This is a genomic window from Streptomyces sp. NPDC037273 (genome assembly GCF_055603625.1).
Map to the genome: position 1 here is coordinate 854,041 of NZ_JBVJVO010000001.1, position 17,759 is coordinate 871,799.

Consider the following 17,759-nt stretch of genomic DNA (forward strand, 5'->3'; position numbering starts at 1 on the left):
CAAGAAGGGTTGACGTGGCTCCGCCGCCTCCATAACTTCACACCTTGATGTAAGCCTTGCCGCTCGTGGGGCTTCCCTAACGAAGGGTCTGTCAGGTGCATTACAGATCATGGTTGTTCGTGCGACCGAGCCGGGCGCCACGCCGCCACGCACGCCTCGCCGCGCTGGTGAGTGGAGCGCTTCTCGCGAGCGGGCTTGTGATGAGCGGTCCGGGCGTGGCGCAGGCCGCGGGCGAGCGGGTCGATGTGTGGCTCACGACGACGTCGGATGCCGGTGGTCGCACGGTGACGAGGGGGCTCGCGCCGCAGTCGGCGGTGGCGTTCGGGCCGGCGGGCGGGAGTGCGGGGCACACGATCAGCGTCGACGAGGGGACGACGTATCAGCAGTTCGAGGGCGGGGGAGCGTCGCTCACGGACACGACCGCGCATCTGTTGCGGGGTGGGGCGGTCAGTGCGGCGACCCGTGACGAGGTGATGCGGAAGTTGTTCTCGCCGACGGACGGCATCGGGCTGTCGTTCGTGCGGAATCCGATCGGGGCTTCCGACCTGTCGAGGCCGGGGAACGTGTCGCTCGACGACACGTGCTGCGACCTGAACGACTTCGGGGTGAACGGGTACGACACGAACGTGCGGCTGCTGACGGCGCAGGCCAGGCAGCTGAATCCGGCGCTGCGGGTGAAGGGGGTGCCGTGGAGTGCGCCCGGGTGGATGAAGGACAACGGGCGGATGGACCAGATGGGGTGGCTGAAGTGGGAGTACTACCCGCTGTACGCCCAGTATTTGGTGAAGTACGTGCAGAGCTATCAGGCGGCCGGGATCAAGGTCGACTACCTGTCCGTGCAGAACGAGCCGAACTGTTGCCAGGCGGGTAATCCGACGGCCATGAACTACCCGGGGATGAGCTGGAACCCGGCCGGGCTGGTCGAGTTCACGAAGAACCACGTCTACCCCGCGTTCCGGGCCGCCGGGATCAGCACGAAGGTCCTCGTGCACGACTGGAACTACGGCGACTACGCGAACTTCGGCGCGGCGATCCTCGGAGACGCGGGCGTGCGGAACGACCCGCTGTTCGGCGGCATCGCCTGGCACGGCTACTTCGGTGACCCGGCGGTCGGGAGCCAGGTGCACGACCAGTACCCGTCGGTGCGGCAGTTCAGCACCGAGCACTCCGGGGGGACCTGGATCTCGAACCAGCACAACGAGGACCTGAAGGACATCGTCGGTTACGCCCGCAACTGGAGCAGCAGTCTGGTGAAGTGGAGCCTCGCGCTCGACCAGAACATGGGGCCGCACAACGGGGGCTGTGGCACCTGTACGGGGCTGATCACGGTCCAGGACGGCGGGGCGCGCGCCGGGCAGGTCGACTACACCATCGAGTACTACACGACCGGGCACCTGACGAAGTTCGTCCGGCCCGGCGCCTATCGGATCGCGTCGACCGACGACGCCGGCCTGCCGAACGTGGCCTGGCGCAACCCGGACGGCTCCAAGGCGCTCATCGCGCACAACGGCGGCGCGTCCGCCCAGTCCCTGCGCGTCGACTGGGGCGGTCAGTCCTTCACGTACACGCTGCCGGCGCGGACCACCGCCACCTTCACCTGGGCGGGTACGACGAGCGGCGGCGCGCCCACCGGGCCGCTGACCGGCCTGGCCGGGAAGTGTCTGGACGTGGCCGGGGCGGCCACCGCCGACGGCACTCCGGTGCAGCTCTACACCTGCAACGGGACCGCGGCCCAGCGGTGGACGCTCGCCGCCGACGGCACCGTACGGGCGCTCGGCAAATGCCTCGACGTGGCCGCGGCCGGAACCGCCGACGGTACGAAGGTGCAGCTCTACGCCTGCAACGGGACCGGCGCGCAACGCTGGTCGTACGACCCGGGGAGCCATGACGTCGTCAACGCGGCGGCCGGGAAGTGCCTGGACGTGACGGGCAATTCCTCGGCTGACGGTACGCGCGCCCAGATCTGGACCTGCACCGGTGGCGCGAACCAGAAGTGGACCCACCAGCCTTCCTGAAGCCTCCGCCGCCCCCCGTAACCCCCGTAACCCCCGTAACCCTCGTCCGAGGAGCCCGTATGCCGCACCCGCGCCACCGAAGAAGGGCGAGCGCAGCCGCGCTCGCCGCCACCGCGGTCCTCGCCGGACTGCTTGCCGGAGCCGTGCCCAGCGTCGCCGCCCCAGGTGCCGACGGAGACCCGGCACCCCTGGCAGTCGACCGCTTCGAAGGGGAGGTGCCCTTCGCCGGACCACCCGCCGAAGGCCTCTTCACCTGGGGCAGCGACGCCGACGACCACCCCGCGCTCGCCCTCGCCGAGCGCGCCGACGCGCCCGAGGGCACGAAGGTCCTCGAAGGGCGCTACGACATCAGCGGCTGGGGCGGGTTCACCCACGACTTCGCCTTCGACCGGCCCGCGCAGGACTGGACGGCCCACAAGGGCATCCGGTTCTGGTGGTACGGGCAGAACACGGCGCCGCTGCCGCCGGGGTCGGGGAAGCGCGTCAACTTCGAGATCAAGGACGGCGGGGCGAACGGCGAGGCGTCCGAGCTGTGGACGACCTCCTTCACCGACGACTGGGAGGGCTGGCACCTCGTCGAGATCCCGTTCTCCGAGTTCCGCTACCGCGCCGACTACCAGCCCGTCGGGGGCATCGACCAGGTCCTCGGCCTCGACCGGATGTGGGGGTACGCGCTGACGCTGCCGACCGGAGCGCCCGGCCGGTTCGCCCTCGACGGCGTCGAGCTGTACGGGAAGGCCGATCCCGCGCTCAACACCCGGGTCGTCACCGGGGCCGTGGTCCACCCCGTCGACGAGGGCGGCACCGCCCGCATCGACGTCTCGGTGGCGACCACCGGATCCGCGCCGACCGACGGGCCCGTGACCGTCACGTACACGACGGACGACGGCGGTCCCGCCCAGCCGGGCAAGGACTACACGCCGGTGTCCGGGAGCCTGGAGTTCCCCGCAGGGACCGCGTCCGGGACCACCCGCTCGATCACCGTGGCGACCCTGAAGGACAAGGCCGGCGAGGAAGCCGAGACGATCCCGGTCAAGCTGACCGTCGAAGGCGCGAAGGCGCCCGCCGAGACGCCGGCCGTCGTCATCGACGCGCACGGACTGCCGTACCTCGACGCGCGCCTGCCGGTGAAGAAGCGGGTGGCGGACCTCCTCTCCCGGATGACGCTCCGCGAGAAGGCCGGGCAGATGACGCAGGCCGAACGGAACGCGCTGCGCTCGCCCGGGGACATCGCCGGCTACGGCCTCGGCTCCCTGCTCTCCGGCGGCGGTTCGGTGCCCACCCCCAACACGCCGGAGGCGTGGGCCCGGATGATCGACGCCTACCAGCTGCGCGCCCAGGCCACCCGGCTGCAGATCCCGCTGATCTACGGCGTGGACGCCGTGCACGGGCACAACAACGTCGTCGGCTCGACGATCATGCCGCACAACATCGGCATCGGTGCCGGCCGCGACCCGGGCCTCGCCGCCCGGACCGGAGCCGTCACCGCGAAGGAGGTCAGGGCCACCGGAGTGCCCTGGGACTTCGCCCCCTGCGTGTGCGTCACCCGCGACGAACGCTGGGGCCGCTCCTACGAGTCCTTCGGCGAGGACCCGGCGCTCGTCACCGCCATGGAGACGGTCATCGACGGGATGCAGGGCGCCAGGGACGGCCGGGACCTCGACCGGAACGACAAGGTCCTGACGACCGCCAAGCACTTCGTCGGCGACGGCGGCACCGCCTTCGGCTCGTCCACGACCGGCTCGTACACCATCGACCAGGGCATCACCCGCGTCACCCGCGAGGAACTGGAGGCCGTCCACCTCGCGCCCTTCACCGAGGCCGTGAAGCACGGCGTGGGCACCGTCATGCCCTCCTACTCCTCGCTCGACGTCCTCGGCGACGACGCGGGCCCCGTGAAGATGCACGCCAACGCGGAGATGATCAACGGCGTCCTCAAGGACCGCATGGGCTTCGAGGGCTTCGTCATCAGCGACTGGCAGGCGATCGACCAGATCCCCGGCGACTACCCGAGCGACGTCCGCACCTCCGTCAACGCCGGCCTCGACATGATCATGGTGCCGACGAACTACCAGGACTTCACCCGCACCCTGATCGCCGAGACGGAAGCCGGCCGCATCCCCACCACCCGGATCGACGACGCCGTCGCCCGCGTCCTCACCCAGAAGTTCCGCCTCGGACTCTTCGAGAAGCCGTACGCGGACACCACCCACCTCGCCTCCGTCGGCTCGCCCGAACACCGCGCCGTCGCACGACAGGCCGCGGCCGCCTCACAGGTACTGCTCAAGAACGACGGCGACGTACTGCCCCTCAAGCCGACCCAGAACGTCTACGTGGCCGGCTCCAACGCCGACGACCTCGGCAACCAGGCCGGCGGATGGACCGTCACCTGGCAGGGCTCCTCCGGCCGCCCGACCACCGGCACCACCATCCTCGAAGCCCTGCGCAAGTCCGCCGACCCCGGAGCCACGCTCACCTACTCCAAGGACGCCACCGCACCCACCGCAGGGCACGACATCGGCGTGGTCGTCGTCGGCGAGACACCGTACGCCGAAGGCATCGGCGACGTCGGCAACGGCCACGACCTCGAACTGAGCACCGCCGACAAGGCGGCCGTCGACCGCGTCTGCGCCGCCATGCCCTGCGCCGTCCTCGTCGTCTCCGGCCGCCCCCAGCTCATCGGCGACCGCCTCCCCGCCATCGACGCCCTCGTCGCCTCCTGGCTCCCCGGCACCGAAGGCGACGGCGTGGCCGACGTCCTCTACGGCCGCCGCCCCTTCACCGGCCAACTCCCCGTCACCTGGCCCAAGTCGGAGACCCAACTCCCCCTGAACGTCGGCGACACCCACTACGACCCCCAATTCCCCTACGGCTGGGGCCTCACCACCCTCCGCCCCACCCCCGGCGGCGGCGAACCCGCCCTCCGTGCCCTCGCCCTCGCCGCCCGCGCCCTCCAGAAGACCGGCCACGGCGACTCCGCCGCCGCCCGCCAACTCGTCGGGCGGGCCCGCCTCATCGTCCAGGACCGCATCCACGACACCCTCACCGAACAGGTGGCCAAGCCCTTCGCCGAAGCCGACCACCTCCTCCTCACCGGCGACCCGTCCGGCGCCATCGCCAAGCTGACCCAGGCCTTCCGCGCGGCGCACTGACAAACCGCGTCTACGTGACGCAGACGCGGGCAGGGCCCTAAGCGGGTGCCTGCGGGAGGCTGCGGGGGCCCATGCACTGGGCGCCCGTGGCCTCCACCCGCTGCCGGAGGCCTCGATCGGCCGTGATCACCACACAGGGACGTCCGCCCGCTTCCCGCGCCAGATCGGCGATCAGGTCGTCGCCACTGCCCGGCGCCTCCTCGACCCGCACACCGGGCACGGACTCGACGCCCCGCGCACGCCCCTCCACCACCAGCACGATCTCGTACGGTCCCGGGTACGGCCCCTCCACCGGCCCCCCGGCCACCGCCAGCCGGTCCCGCAGCCGCTCGGCCGCCCCACGCCGGTCCCGCCACCACCCGTCCGGCACGGATCCCACGACGTTGGCCCCGTCGACCACCAGCAGCGGACGCGTGTCCTGGTCCTCAGAAGTCATGCCCCCAGAATGTCAGCCCGCCCGTCACCGTCGTACGTACTCCAGAGCGCGCCCCGCGTTCCGCCGCTGCGACGGTTTCGCGCGTGGTGCGGTACGGCCGCGGTGGGGGCCGCTGGGCAGGGCATACGAACGGGACCGGACCGCCGTCGGGGGCCGGTCCCGTAAGTGTGCAGGGAGTCAGGGAGTGGTCGTGCGGAGGTAGCGGGGGGCGCGCCAGGCGTTGAGGTGGTGTTCCACGGCGGCGCCGAGGGAGAGGAGGGCGGGGTCCTGGTGGTTGCCGGCCATGAGGAGGAGGCCGACGGGGAGGTCGCCGACGAAGCCGGCGGGGACGGAGAGGGAGGGGTAGCCGGAGACGGCGGCGGGGGTGGAGGAGGGGATGACGTCGTTGTCGCCGCGGGCGCAGTCGGTGGTCCAGGCGGGCGGGTTGGCGGGGGAGGCGATGGCGTCGAGGTGGTGGGCGGCCATGGTCTCGTCGATGGAGCGGCGGGAGAGGTCGTTGAGCTCGGCGCGCATGGCCTGGTAGTCCGGGTCGGTGGTGGGCGGCGCGGCGAGGGCCATCTCGAAGAGTTCCTGGCCGGCGAAGCAGGACTGCTCGGCGGCGTGCGTGCGGTTGAACTCGATGAGCGCCGCGAGGTCGCGGGGGCCGTTGCGGGTCGCGAGATAGGCGTCGATGTCGCGGTGGAACTCGCTGAGGAGGGCCGGGAACTCCAGCTCGGCGAGCCGGGCCTGGTACGGCGGCGTCACCTCGACGACCTGGGCGCCGGCGGCCCTGAGGCGGGCGGCGGTCCGTGTCATCAGGGCGTCCACGTCGGCCCCGAGCGAGGGGAGGCGCCACAGGCCGATGCGCTTGCCGCGCAGGCTGCCTGGGTGTGCGACCGCTTCCGCGAGGCTCGCGGCCCCGCCGCGGCCCGGGGTCTTGTCGCCGCTGATGACCGAGAGGGTCAGTGCGGTGTCGATGACGTTGCGGGCCATGGGGCCGGCCGTGTCCTGCTCGGCGGAGATCGGGACGACGCCGGACTGACTGACAAGGCCGAGACTGGGCTTGTGGCCGACGACGCCGTTCATGCCGGCCGGGCACACGATCGAGCCGTCCGTCTCGGTGCCGATCGCCACCTGCGCCAGCGACGCGGCGAGGGCGGCTGCGGAACCGGCGGACGATCCGCACGGATTGCGGTCCAGGACGTACGGGTTGTGCGTCTGCCCGCCCACCGCGGACCAGCCCGAAGTCGGCTTGGCGCCGCGGAAGTTGGCCCACTCGGACAGGTTGGCCTTGCCGAGGATCACGGCCCCGGCCGCCCGTAGCCGCGTGACCAGCTCAGCGTCCGTGGCGGGCGGCTTTCCGGCCAGCGCCAGCGAACCGGCCGTCGTCGGCATGTCGCGGGTGTTCACGTTGTCCTTGAGGAGCACGGGAATCCCGTCGAGCGGGCCGCGGACCTTGCCGAGACGATGCCGGACATCACTGGCGGCCGCCTGGGCCAGGGCCGTCGGGCTGGTCCGCAGGACCGCGTTGATCTTCGGGTCGACGGCCTTGATCCGGCGTAGGTAGGCGCGCGTCAGCTGCGACGAGGTCAGTTCTCCGCGCGCCATGCGCTTCTGCAACTCGGGGATCGTCACCGTATCCAGGTCGACCCCGCCCAGGAGCGCCGACTCGACACGGCCCGACGAACCACTCGCAGGCGAACCGTTCGAGTTCGAACCACTCGCGTATGAACCACTCGCGTACGAACCACGTGCAGACGAATCGCCGGCGCCGGATTCGGCCGCCACCGCGCGTTGGCCCGGCACGCCCGCCGCCAAGAGGGGCGCCACGGCCAAGGCCGCTGTCAGTGCCGCAATGCTTCTCTTCTTCATGGCGGCCACCCCACTGCACAACTCCCCCTGTACGCAAGACACTTACCGTCCCGCGTGTCGCCGCCGCCGGTGAGGGCGGGGTGCCGGTCAGGGCGCGCCGCTACCCCGGTCCGTCAGTAGTGCCTCGGCGGCGGCCGTCGCCACGACCTCGGCGACCGTGGACAGGGCGGGGGAGTCCAGCTTCCACTGCTGCCAGTACAGGGGGATGTCCATGGGCTGCGCGGGTGCGAGTTCCACCAGGTGTCCGGAGTGCAGGAGCGGCATCGCCTGGGGTTCGGGGACCAGGCCCCAGCCGAGGCCGAAGGCGACGGCGTCGCGGAAGCCGTCGGTGGTGGGGACGAGGTGGCGGACGCGGCCGGCGTCCGAGCGGCCCTGGGTCAGGGAGCGGACGAAGGTGTCCTGGAGCCGGTCGCGCCGGTCGAAGACCACGGTCGGCGCCTCGCACAGGTCCTCCGGCAGGGATCCCCTGAGGTGGGCGGCGGCGAAGGCCGGGGAGGCCACGGCCCGGTAGCGGGCCAGGCCGAGGCGCCGGACCGTGCAGCCGGCCACCGGGTCGGGCGATGAGGTGACGGCCGCCATCACCTGCCCTTCGCGCAGCAGGGCGGTGGTGTGGGACTCGTCCTCGCGGTAGAGCTCGAAGCAGATCGGCGGCTCCTGGGGAACCCGGGTGAGCGCGGGCAGGAACCAGGTGGCCAGCGAGTCCGCGTTGACCGCGATCGGGACACGGGCAGGGCCCTGCTCGGCCTCAAGGCCCAGTTCGGCGCGGGCATCGCGCTCCAGGCGCGCCAGCTGGCGGGCGAACCGGACGATCACTTCGCCGGACTCGGTGGGACGCACCGGCTTGGTGCGCAGCAGCAGGACGCGGCCGGTTCGCTGCTCCAGGGCCTTGACGCGCTGGCTGACGGCGGAGGGGGTCACGTGCAGGGCGGCGGCCGCGGCGTCGAAGGTGCCTTCGTCGACCACCGCGAGGAGGGTCCGGACCTGGTCCAGGGGCAGCTCGTCCATAAGTAGGGCTTAGGGTACCTAAGAATCTTTAGCTGTACTCATCCTGATGCTTTCCTTACGGTCGGAGCCATGACCAGCACGCTTCTCGCCGCCGTACTCGCCGGCTTCGGAACCGGACTCTCGCTCATCGTGGCCATCGGCGCGCAGAACGCCTTCGTCCTGCGCCAAGGCGCCCGCGGCCACGGCGTCCTCGCGGTCGTCGCGATCTGCGCCGTCTCGGACGCCGTACTGATAGCCCTCGGTGTCGCGGGAGTGGGCGCGGTCGTCACCGCCTGGCCGGCGGCCCTCACCGCGGTCGGCCTCGCGGGCGGCGCCTTCCTCATCTGCTACGGCGTCCTCGCCGCCCGGCGCGTCCTGCGCCCCGACCCCACCGCCGCCCTCACCACCACCGGCCCGGACTCCGGCTCCGCCCGCCGCGCCGTCCTGACCTGCCTGGCCATGACCTGGCTCAACCCCCACGTCTACCTCGACACCGTCCTCCTCCTCGGCTCCCTCGCCTCCGACCGCGGCGACCTCCGCTGGGCCTTCGGCATCGGTGCCGCCCTGGCCAGCCTCACCTGGTTCTTCGCCCTCGGTTTCGGCGCCCGCCTGCTCAGCGGCGTCCTCTCCCGCCCGAAGGCCTGGCGCGTCCTGGACGGACTCGTCGCCGCGACCATGCTGGCCATGGGCGGAATGCTGGTCGCCGGCGCGTAGCCCTCTCCGGCCCGTCAGGGTCGGACAGCTCCTGCCCTCGCGGCGGGCGGGGCGCGTCACCCGGCCCTCAGGGCGGTCGAGTCCTTCCTGAGGGACGCCTCAGCCGGCCGTCAGGAAGGACTCGACCGCCGTGGTGAAGGCCGTCGGGTCGTCGAGCCACGGGTAGTGCCCCGCACCCGGCAGCACGGTCAGACGGGCGTCGAGGAGGGCGGCCGTGTGCGTGGCGGAGGCCGCCGTCGGCCAGAGGTCGTGGGCGCCGGCCAGGATGTGGACGGGGGCGGCGAGGGACGCCAGGCGGGAGTGCAGGGCGGCGAACGCGGCCTCCGTCGGGGCGTAGCCCGCGTAGTGGGCCTCGCTGACGGGCAGGGAGCGCTGCGCGGGGTCCGCGGCGGCGTGGGCCTGCGCCGTCCCGTCCCAGCGGCCGTACATGAGCGGCTCGAAGGCGAGGCGGTGCGGGGCCGCCTCGGCGAAGGAGCGGGCCGCCTTCATCGCCCGGTACGCGGCGAGCGCGGCCGGGTACCACGGCTCGGCGGCCCGTCCCGCGAGGACCACCTCGGCGTCGGTGTCCGAGGGGAGACCAATGGCGGCGAACGACGGGGTCACGAGCGTCACGGACCGTACGTGCTCCGCGTGCTCGGCGGCGTACAGCAGGGCCGTGCCGCCGCCGGCCGAGTGGCCGAGCAGATCGACGCGCTCCAGATCGAGGTGGCGGCGGAGTGCCTCGACGTCCTCGGGGAGCCGGTCTACCCGGCAGGTCGTGAGGTCCGCCGGCATCGCGGAGGCGCCGGTGCCGCGCGTGTCGGGGACGATCAGTGTGCGGTGGGCGGAGAGGCCGCCCAGGTCCGAGAGGTACTCGGCCGCGCGCCCGGGGCCGCCCGGCAGGCAGATCAGCGGGGGCCGGTGGGCTGCGGTGCCGGCGGTGAGTACGCGGTAGGCCAGGGTCGTGCCGTCGTACGAGGTGAAGAACTCCATGCCGGGCAGCCTGCGGCCACGCACGGGGCGGCGGCTACTGTTCAGTCTGAGCTACATGATCAGTCTGAGCCGCTTGAACGAGGGAGAGGGGAGCCGGCCATGGCCGTGGAGATCACGCTGACGGCCACCGAGGTGGCGCGGGTGCGCTTCGCGGTGTCGCCGCTGTCCGAGACCGTCCTGGGCCTGCGTCTCGCCCTGGGTGCGGGCGAGCACGCCGTCCACCGGCGCTGGGTGCGCGAAGCCCGGGAGGTTCTTCGACGCGACCCCGACATCGACCTGTTGCGGTTGCTGTCGGGTGGCTGCCCGCCCTCGTTCCTGTTCCCGGTGCCGACGAGGCGGCTGCCGGACGTCGAGGAGGAGCTCGCGCGTGTCGGAGCCACGGACCCCGACTTCTTCCGGCGGGAGTGCGTGGCCGCTCTGGGACCCGCGGCCGCGCGCCGGATGGGTGACGGGCCCGACGCCCTGCCCCGTGTCGTCACGGCGTTGCGCCGCTGCCACGACCGGCTCATCGCCCCGCACTGGGGGCGGATGCTCGCGGTCCTCGACGCCGACGTGAACAAGCGGGCGGCGGCGCTCGTCGACGGGGGAGTGGAAGGCGTCTTCGCGGAACTCCACCGCGATGTCGCCTGGCGCGAAGGGGAGTTGCTGGTCCACGGCCGGCGCGGCCCGGCCGGAGCGCCCTGCGTCGTGGAGGCGGGCGGGCACGGGCTTGTCCTGATGCCGTCGGTGTTCACCTGGCCCCAGGTCCTCGTCGACACCGCGCCCGTGGGCGCGGCCTCCATCCGCTACCCCGCCACCGGCGTGGGCCTTCTGTGGGAGGACGAACCGCCGACCCGTGACGGCCTCGCCGCCGTCCTCGGCCCTACCCGCGCTGCCCTCCTCGCCGCCCTCGCCGAACCCCTCGGCACCCCGGCCCTCGCCACCCGCCTCGGCGTCACCCCCAGCGCCGTCTCCCAGCACCTCGGCGCCTTCAGGAGCGCGGGCCTGGTCACCACCCGCCGCACCGGCCGCACCGCTCTGCACCTGCGCACCTCCCGCGCGGCCGCCCTTCTGCACGACGGGAACGAGGGTCCGTCCGACGGCGCCCACTGATCCGCCCTTCGGACCGGACGGGTGCCGTGCCTACGGCTCGCCCCAGCCGGTCGTCGCCACCACCTCCCGCGCGATGTCCCCGACGCCCCGCCCGTCCGTCGCGACCCGCACCGTGCCCTCCACCGCACGCTGGTCCAGGACGCGCGCCTTGCGGAGGCTGCCCGCGATCTCCTGCTCCAGCTCCGATCCGAGCTCCCGGCGGACGAGACGCTCGCGGGCGGTCGCGTCGGAGGCCGTGAGGAGGGCACGTACGAGCCTCACGCCGGCGCCCATGGCGCGCTCGAACATGCCGGTCGCCTCGGGTAGCACACTCGCCGTGTTCGTATAGATCAGGCGCCGGTAGCCGCGCAGGGCGAAGTTCCCCCACACGGCGGTGAGGTTGCTTTCCGTCTAATACCGGTCCAGGCGGTGGGCGTACGGCATGGGCAAGGACGCCGTGCCGCCGCCCGGGAACCAGGCCGCGCAGGTCTCGCGGTACCGGTCGGGGACGGGCGTGCCGTGGGCGTAGGCGTCGTGGGCCGACCAGTGGCCGAGGAGGAGGCGGACGAGCACGCGGTTGTCGGGGATGAGGGTGCCGCTGTGGAGGGCGGAGAGGGCCTGGAGGTAGGCGGGGTCGGGGAGTTGTTTCGCGGCCCGGCGGTGGAGCTCCGGTTCGAGGGTGCGTAGGAGGGGTGGTCGGTTCAGGATGGCGGCCATCATGCCGCCGGTGGGCGGGAACGTCTGGTGGTAGGCGCAGCCCAGGTGGCGGGCGACGCGGCCGGTGAGGCTGTCGGAGGGTTCGCGTACGGTGAAGTGGCCGAGGCGGCGTTGCCAGCAGAGGTGGGCGACGGCGGCGAGCAAGTGGCGTGTCGCGGCGGGGTCTTCGGCGACGAGTTCGTCGACGGTCACGGTGCCGAGGGGGTCACCGAAGGACCGGCCTTCGAGGACGGCGTAGCCGGCGGGGGTGGGGCCGGTCTGGAGGATGAGGGTGTGGGAGCCCGGTTTCCAGGTGGTCCGGGGGACGAGCCGGTTCCAGGTGGGGTGGCGGGCGTGGGTCCAAGGGCGGTGGGCGTGCGCGGAGTTGTACAGGTCGACCATGGCCGGGAGGTCGGCCGTGGAGGCGTCGCGGATGCCGGGGACGGCCGTGGCCAGGTCGATGCCGGTCGCTCGCTCGACGTTGCGTACGGGGACGGTGAGGTGCCCTTCGGCCACGGCCCCGACGAAGCCGAAGCGCTCGTAGACCCCTTCGATGCCGTCGGACACGAAGGCGATGTCCACGCGCCGGCCCATGCCCTCCAGCGCACGGCCCAGGAGCCGGGTCATGTGTCCTTGGCGGCGGTACGCGGGCTGGGTCTCCACCCCGCCGATGCCTTCGGCGGCCACGGCCACGGCGCCGAACCGCAGGCGGAAGGAGAGCGCCTCCAGTTCGGCGACCGGTTCGCCGGTGGCGGTCCGCAGGCGGCAGAGCCGTACGGGAAGGGTACGGGCCACCCCGGACGGGTCCTCGCTGTAGCCGACCGCTGGTGACTGATCCGGCACGCAACCTCCCGAGCCCCTCGTACGCGCGCAGCCAGTCGTGTCCTTCACCGGCCCGAGGGCGTCGAAACGCACACGGTCATCCGGCGTCGCCGCAGCGCTCCGTGTCGATCTCGGCGAGGGTGGCCTCGTTGTAGCGGGGGCCGTGGACGGTGTCGGCGTCCAGGACGCGGGCCGCCGCGTCGAGGACGTCGGCGGGGACGTGGGTGTCAAGGGTGGAGAGGTTCTCCCGCAGGTGGGCCACCGACCGGGTGCCGGGGATGGCGATGACGTGCGGGCCTCGGGAGAGGACCCAGGCGAGGGCGAGCTGGGGGAGGGTGAGGCCGGCGTCCTCGGCGATCCGGTCGAGGTCGTGCCGTAGCGCCAGGTTGGCGGGGTAATGGCGGTCGTCGAAGCGGGGCATGGCGCGCCGGATGTCGTGGGCGGGAAGGCCGCCGAGGTCCGGCGGGGCGGAGGTGAGGAAGCCGCGGGCCAGCGGGCTGAACGCGACCAGGGCGACGCCCAGTTCGCGGGCTGTGGCCAGCGTGCCCTGTTCGGGGTTGCGCGACCAGAGGCTGTACTCGTTCTGGAGGGCGGCGATCGGGTGTACGGCGTGGGCGCGGCGGAGTGTCGTCGCGGACACCTCCGAGAGGCCGAGCGCGCGTACCTTGCCGGCCTCGACGAGTTCGGCCATGGCGCCGACGCTCTCCTCGACCGGGACGGCCCGGTCGAGGCGGTGCAGGTAGTACAGGTCGATGACGTCGGTCCGCAGCCGGACCAGGGCCTCGTCGGCGGTACGGCGGATGGTTTCGGGGCGGCCGTCGATGACGCGCCGGCCGTCGACGCCCGTCATGCCGCACTTGCTGGCGAGCACGATCCGGTCCCGGTGGGGGGCGAGCACCCGGCCGACGAGTTCCTCGTTGGCGCCGAAGCCGTAGAGGGCGGCCGTGTCGAAGTGCGTGACGCCCTCGTCCAGGGCCGAGCGGAGCAGGTGCTCGGCCGCCTGCGGGGTCGGGGGGACGCCGTAGGCGTGGCTGACGTTCATGCAGCCCAGACCGAGTGCCGGGACCTCGAAGGGGCCGAGGCGGCGCGGCGTGCGGCCCGGTGCCGCCGCGGGTGCGGCGGTCACGAGGCGGAGGCGGCGGTGAGCTGCTGCTCCAGGGCCGCGAGCGTGCGGTAGCAGGGCAGCACCTGGGCGATCGAGGAGTTCGGCTCGCGGCCCTCGCGGATCGCGGCGATGAACTCGCGGTCCTGGAGCTCGATGCCGTCCATGGAGACGTCGACGCCACTGACGTCGATCGGCTCGTCCTTGCCGGTGAACAGGTCGTCGTAGCGGGCGAGGTAGGTGCCGGTGTCGCCGATGTAGCGGAAGAAGGTGCCGAGTGGCCCGTCGTTGTTGAACGACAGCGACAGGGTGCAGATCGCGCCGCTCTCGGCGCGCAGCTGGATGGACATGTCCATCGCGATGCCGAGCTCGGGGTGGATCGGGCCCTGGATCGCGTTGGCCTGCACGATCGGCGAGCCGGTCTGGTAGGCGAACAGGTCGACGGTGTGCGCCGCGTGGTGCCACAGCAGGTGGTCGGTCCAGGAACGGGGCTGACCGAGCGCGTTGAGGTTGGTGCGACGGAAGAAGTACGTCTGCACGTCCATCTGCTGGATGCCGTAGTCGCCGGCCTCGATCCGGCGCTTGACCCACTGGTGGCTCGGGTTGAAGCGGCGCGTGTGGCCGACCATGGCGACCAGGCCGGTGCGCTCCTGCGCGGCCTGGCAGGCCTCGGCGTCGGCGAGGGAGTCGGCCAGCGGGATCTCGACCTGGACGTGCTTGCCCGCGTCCAGACAGGCCAGCGTCTGCGCGGCGTGCAGCTGCGTGGGGGTGGCGAGGATGACGGCGTCGATGTCGTCCATGGCCAGGACCTCGTCCAGGGACGCGACACCGCGGCCGACGCCCTGCTCCGAGGCGAACTTCTCGGCCCGCTCCAGGCTGCTGCTGACGACGGCGGCGACCTCGACGCCGTCGATCCGCCGGAGTGCGGCCGCGTGCTTGGCGCCGAAGGCGCCGCCGCCGGCCAGGGCGACGCGCAGGGTTCGGTCGGTCATGTCAGTTCACTCCTTCGGCGGGCCGCTGGGCCCGGGGACGGTTTTCGAGGATCAGGTGGCCGACGGCCGTGTTCGACGCGGGCACATGGTAAAAGCGGTGCTTGACCTCGACGTGGCCGGCGTCGGCCACATCGCTCATGGCGCCGCGGGCGATCAGCCACATGACCAGCTCGATGCCCTCCGAGCCGGCCTCCTCCACGTACTCCAGGTGCGGCACCCGCGCGAGCCCGGCCGGGTCGTCGACGAGCCGGTCGAGGAAGGCGTTGTCCCACTCCCGGTTGATCAGGCCTGCGCGGGGGCCCTGGAGCTGGTGGCTCATGCCGCCGGTGCCCCACACCTGGACCTTCAGCGGACGGTCGTACGACTCGATGGCCCGGCGCAGCGCCTGACCGATCGCGAAGCAGCGGGCGCCGGAGGGCACCGGGTACTGCACGACGTTGACGTGGAACGGGATGACCTTGCACGGCCACTTCTCGACGTCGCCGAACATCAGCGACAGCGGGACGGTCAGGCCGTGGTCGACGGTCATCTCGTTGGCGAGGGTGAGGTCGAAGTCGTCCCGGATGAGGGAGTGCGCGATGTGCGCGGCCAGGTCGGGGTCGCCCTCGATGCCGGGGACGGGGCGGGGCCCGTACCCCTCGTCGGCGGTCGGGAAGGACGCGCCGGTGCCGAGGACGAAGGTCGGGATCAGCGACAGGTCGAACGAGGAGGCGTGGTCGTTGTAGACCAGGAAGACGACGTCGGGGAGGTTCTCCTTCTCCCATTCCCTGGAGAAGTCGTAGCCCTCGAACAGCGGCTTCCAGTACGGCTCGTCGGTCTTGTCGTGATCCATCGCCGCGCCGATCGCGGGCACGTGCGAGGTGAAGACGGCGCCGGTGACGATGGCGTGCTCGGCGGGCGGCTCCGGGTTCGCGTGGGCCGCGTCGAGGACGGCGTGGTCGATGCGGTTGCCCTCGACGGAGCGGCCGCCGCCGACCATCATGTCGCGGTACTCCTGCTCGGTCATCCCGGTCATCGAACCGGCCATCTGCTGGAACGAGAAGCCCAGCGTGGCACCCCACTTGGCGAGGAAGTAGATGTTGCCGCCCTCGCGCATCGCGGCGTTCAGGTCGCGGTCGAGCAGTGCCCGCTTCTGCTCCTCGCGCAGCGGCCACGCGTCCAGATAGGCGCGCTCGTCGGCGAGGTAGGCCGCCCGGTTCTCCGCCGTCATCAGCGACATGCAGAACTGGTTGAGGTGGTACCCCTTGGCGGACTGCTCGGCGTCGAAGATCGTCGTCCCGGGAACCAGCCGGTAGCTCTTGTCCAAGGCCATGGTCAAGGTCCAATCGTGAGGGGGGTCAGCGGGCGTCCGGCCAGTACAGGCGCATCGGGTTGTCGACGAGGAGCTTGCGCCGGTGTTCGGGCGTCGGCGCGATGTGCGGGACGAAGTCGACGAGCAGCCCGTCGTCGGGCATGTGGGCGGTGAGGTTGGGGTGCGGCCAGTCGGTGCCCCACAGGACCCGGTCGGGGAACTCCTCGACCACGCGCCGGGCGAAGGGGACGACGTCGGTGTACGCCGACCGCTCACCGTCCAGGGCGGGCGGCCCGCTGACCGAGAGACGCTCGGGGCACGTCACCTTGCACCAGATGTCCGGCCTGGCCCGCAGGAAGTCCAGGAACTCCTCGAACTCGGGGCCGTCCGGGTCCTTGGTGACGTCGGGGCGCCCCATGTGGTCGATGACCAGCGGCACCGGGATCGACAGGAAGAACTCGCGCAGGTCGGCGAGGTCCGCCGCCTCGAAGTAGAGGACGACGTGCCATCCGTAGGGCGCGATCCGTTCCACGACGTCCCGCAGGTCCTGCCGCGGCGCCGCGTCCACGAGTCGCTTCACGAAGTTGAAGCGCACCCCGCGCACCCCGGCCTCGTGCAGCTCCCGCAACTCCTCGTCCGTAATCCCGGGCCGTACGGTCGCCACCCCGCGGGCCAGTCCGCCGGAGGCCCGCAGGGCGTCGACCATGGCGGTGTTGTCGGCGCCGTGACAGGTCGCCTGCACCACGACGTTACGGCTGAAGCCGAGCCGGTCGCGGAGCGCGAACAGCTGCTCCTTGGAGGCGTCGCAGGGCGTGTACTTGCGCTCGGGGGCGTACGGGAACTCGGCGCCGGGACCGAAGACGTGGCAGTGCGCGTCGACGGCGCCGTCGGGGAGCCGGAACCGGGGCTCGCTCGGATCGGCGTACCAGTCGAGCCAGCCGGGGGTCTTCTCGAAGTGGTTCGTCATCGTCAGTCCTCGTACCGCAGCCCGAGCTCGGCCAGCGGGCCGCGCATGCCATAGATGTCCAGGCCGAGCTCGCCCGCCCGGAACCGCGCGCGCTTGCCCTCCTCATTGGCCTCACGGGCGGCGCACTTGGCGGCCACCTCGGCCGCGCGTTCGCGGGGCACCACGACGACTCCGTCGACATCCGCGACGATCACGTCGCCGGGGCGTACGAGCGCGTTGCCGCAGACCACCGGCACGTTGACGGAGCCGAGGGTGGCCTTGACCGTGCCCTTGGCGTGCACCGCGCGGGAGAAGACGGGGAAATCCATGCCCTCCAGGTCGGCGACGTCGCGGACACCGCCGTCGATGACCAGGCCCCGGCAGTCCCGGGCGCGGAACGAGGTGGCGAGCAGCTCGCCGAAGAAGCCGTCCTCGCTCTCCGTCGTGCAGGCCGCGACGACGACGTCCCCGTCCTGGATCTGCTCGGCGGCGACGTGCAGCATCCAGTTGTCGCCGGGCTGGAGCAGCACGGTCACGGCCGTGCCGCACATCCGGGCCTTCGGGTAGACCGGGCGCAGGTACGGGCGCATCAGGCCGACCCGGCCCATGGCCTCGTGGACGGTCGCGACGCCGAACTCCGAAAGGGCCGCGACGGCCTCGGGGTCGGCGCGGTCGATCCTGGTGCGGACGACGCCGAGCTCGGTGTGTTCCATGG

14 protein-coding genes and 1 pseudogene are annotated in these 17,759 nt (G+C 72.2%); 4 read left to right on the plus strand and 11 right to left on the minus strand.

Features of this window, described 5'->3' with window-relative positions:
• Nucleotides 1-200 precede the first annotated feature (200 nt).
• Both ACZ7G1_RS03860 and ACZ7G1_RS03865 read left to right on the plus strand, forming a co-directional pair.
• The gene (locus tag ACZ7G1_RS03860) at nucleotides 201-2,015 is read left to right on the plus strand and encodes an RICIN domain-containing protein (protein ID WP_470879553.1); all 1,815 of its coding nucleotides are present in this window, start codon (nucleotides 201-203) and stop codon (nucleotides 2,013-2,015) included.
• Between the two features lie 59 nt (nucleotides 2,016-2,074).
• A complete protein-coding gene (locus tag ACZ7G1_RS03865) occupies nucleotides 2,075-5,167 on the plus strand; it encodes a glycoside hydrolase family 3 protein (protein ID WP_470879555.1) in 3,093 nt (1,030 codons plus the stop codon).
• A 37-nt stretch (nucleotides 5,168-5,204) separates the two neighbouring features.
• On the opposite strand, the gene ACZ7G1_RS03870 is transcribed toward ACZ7G1_RS03865, so the two are convergent.
• From ACZ7G1_RS03870 to ACZ7G1_RS03880, 3 genes are all read right to left on the minus strand, one after another.
• Entirely contained in the window at nucleotides 5,205-5,603 is a 399-nt protein-coding gene (locus tag ACZ7G1_RS03870; RefSeq protein ID WP_470879557.1) for an NTP pyrophosphohydrolase, read from the minus strand.
• Between the two features lie 177 nt (nucleotides 5,604-5,780).
• Nucleotides 5,781-7,454, minus strand: coding sequence for an amidase family protein (locus tag ACZ7G1_RS03875; protein ID WP_470879559.1), 1,674 nt, complete (start codon nucleotides 7,452-7,454; stop codon nucleotides 5,781-5,783).
• A gap of 87 nt (nucleotides 7,455-7,541) precedes the next feature.
• Nucleotides 7,542-8,459, minus strand: a complete 918-nt coding sequence (locus tag ACZ7G1_RS03880; RefSeq protein ID WP_470879561.1) for a LysR family transcriptional regulator ArgP — start codon at nucleotides 8,457-8,459, stop codon at nucleotides 7,542-7,544.
• Nucleotides 8,460-8,528: 69 nt separating this feature from the next.
• Here ACZ7G1_RS03880 and ACZ7G1_RS03885 point away from each other — a divergent pair, with 69 nt between their 5' ends.
• Nucleotides 8,529-9,152 carry a LysE/ArgO family amino acid transporter gene (locus ACZ7G1_RS03885; protein WP_470879563.1) on the plus strand — a complete coding sequence of 208 codons (624 nt, stop codon included), beginning with the start codon at nucleotides 8,529-8,531 and terminating at the stop codon, nucleotides 9,150-9,152.
• Nucleotides 9,153-9,251: 99 nt separating this feature from the next.
• Here the strand turns inward: ACZ7G1_RS03885 and ACZ7G1_RS03890 are convergent, their stop codons facing one another.
• The gene (locus ACZ7G1_RS03890; protein WP_471203957.1) at nucleotides 9,252-10,124 is read right to left on the minus strand and encodes an alpha/beta fold hydrolase; all 873 of its coding nucleotides are present in this window, start codon (nucleotides 10,122-10,124) and stop codon (nucleotides 9,252-9,254) included.
• A 99-nt stretch (nucleotides 10,125-10,223) separates the two neighbouring features.
• Here ACZ7G1_RS03890 and ACZ7G1_RS03895 point away from each other — a divergent pair, with 99 nt between their 5' ends.
• On the plus strand, nucleotides 10,224-11,216 hold the full coding sequence (locus ACZ7G1_RS03895) for an ArsR/SmtB family transcription factor (RefSeq protein WP_470879567.1): 993 nt from the start codon (nucleotides 10,224-10,226) through the stop codon (nucleotides 11,214-11,216).
• A 30-nt stretch (nucleotides 11,217-11,246) separates the two neighbouring features.
• Here ACZ7G1_RS03895 and ACZ7G1_RS03900 read toward each other — a convergent pair.
• The 7 genes and pseudogenes from ACZ7G1_RS03900 to ligK form a co-directional block, all read right to left on the minus strand.
• Nucleotides 11,247-11,606 (minus strand): annotated as a pseudogene (locus tag ACZ7G1_RS03900) (hypothetical protein); the annotation flags it as partial.
• A complete protein-coding gene (locus ACZ7G1_RS03905) occupies nucleotides 11,607-12,734 on the minus strand; it encodes a GNAT family N-acetyltransferase (protein ID WP_470879568.1) in 1,128 nt (375 codons plus the stop codon).
• A 76-nt stretch (nucleotides 12,735-12,810) separates the two neighbouring features.
• Nucleotides 12,811-13,839 (minus strand): aldo/keto reductase, encoded by a 1,029-nt coding sequence (locus tag ACZ7G1_RS03910; RefSeq protein WP_470879570.1) that lies wholly within the window; start codon nucleotides 13,837-13,839, stop codon nucleotides 12,811-12,813.
• Entirely contained in the window at nucleotides 13,836-14,807 is a 972-nt protein-coding gene (locus ACZ7G1_RS03915; RefSeq protein WP_470879571.1) for a Gfo/Idh/MocA family oxidoreductase, read from the minus strand. Before ACZ7G1_RS03915 ends, ACZ7G1_RS03910 begins: the two co-directional genes overlap by 4 nt.
• A 1-nt stretch (nucleotide 14,808) precedes the next feature.
• On the minus strand, nucleotides 14,809-16,119 hold the full coding sequence (gene ligA, locus ACZ7G1_RS03920) for a protocatechuate 4,5-dioxygenase subunit alpha (RefSeq protein WP_470879663.1): 1,311 nt from the start codon (nucleotides 16,117-16,119) through the stop codon (nucleotides 14,809-14,811).
• A gap of 25 nt (nucleotides 16,120-16,144) precedes the next feature.
• Nucleotides 16,145-17,065 carry an amidohydrolase family protein gene (locus tag ACZ7G1_RS03925; protein ID WP_470879573.1) on the minus strand — a complete coding sequence of 307 codons (921 nt, stop codon included), beginning with the start codon at nucleotides 17,063-17,065 and terminating at the stop codon, nucleotides 16,145-16,147.
• Nucleotides 17,066-17,067: 2 nt separating this feature from the next.
• Complete coding sequence (gene ligK / locus ACZ7G1_RS03930; RefSeq protein ID WP_470879574.1) at nucleotides 17,068-17,757, minus strand: 4-carboxy-4-hydroxy-2-oxoadipate aldolase/oxaloacetate decarboxylase; 690 nt, start codon at nucleotides 17,755-17,757, stop codon at nucleotides 17,068-17,070.
• Nucleotides 17,758-17,759 lie beyond the last annotated feature (2 nt).

Excerpts from the sequence above, each read along its gene's own strand:
- ACZ7G1_RS03870 (WP_470879557.1), bottom strand. The coding sequence starts at position 5,603 with ATGACTTCTGAGGACCAGGACACGCGTCCGCTGCTGGTGGTCGACGGG.
- ACZ7G1_RS03860 (WP_470879553.1), top strand. The coding sequence starts at position 201 with ATGAGCGGTCCGGGCGTGGCGCAGGCCGCGGGCGAGCGGGTCGATGTG.
- ACZ7G1_RS03895 (WP_470879567.1), top strand. The coding sequence starts at position 10,224 with ATGGCCGTGGAGATCACGCTGACGGCCACCGAGGTGGCGCGGGTGCGC.
- ligA (WP_470879663.1), bottom strand. The coding sequence starts at position 16,119 with ATGGCCTTGGACAAGAGCTACCGGCTGGTTCCCGGGACGACGATCTTC.
- ACZ7G1_RS03885 (WP_470879563.1), top strand. The coding sequence starts at position 8,529 with ATGACCAGCACGCTTCTCGCCGCCGTACTCGCCGGCTTCGGAACCGGA.
- ACZ7G1_RS03875 (WP_470879559.1), bottom strand. The coding sequence starts at position 7,454 with ATGAAGAAGAGAAGCATTGCGGCACTGACAGCGGCCTTGGCCGTGGCG.
- ACZ7G1_RS03880 (WP_470879561.1), bottom strand. The coding sequence starts at position 8,459 with ATGGACGAGCTGCCCCTGGACCAGGTCCGGACCCTCCTCGCGGTGGTC.
- ACZ7G1_RS03865 (WP_470879555.1), top strand. The coding sequence starts at position 2,075 with ATGCCGCACCCGCGCCACCGAAGAAGGGCGAGCGCAGCCGCGCTCGCC.
- ACZ7G1_RS03890 (WP_471203957.1), bottom strand. The coding sequence starts at position 10,124 with ATGGAGTTCTTCACCTCGTACGACGGCACGACCCTGGCCTACCGCGTA.
- ACZ7G1_RS03925 (WP_470879573.1), bottom strand. The coding sequence starts at position 17,065 with ATGACGAACCACTTCGAGAAGACCCCCGGCTGGCTCGACTGGTACGCC.
- ligK (WP_470879574.1), bottom strand. The coding sequence starts at position 17,757 with ATGGAACACACCGAGCTCGGCGTCGTCCGCACCAGGATCGACCGCGCC.
- ACZ7G1_RS03915 (WP_470879571.1), bottom strand. The coding sequence starts at position 14,807 with ATGACCGACCGAACCCTGCGCGTCGCCCTGGCCGGCGGCGGCGCCTTC.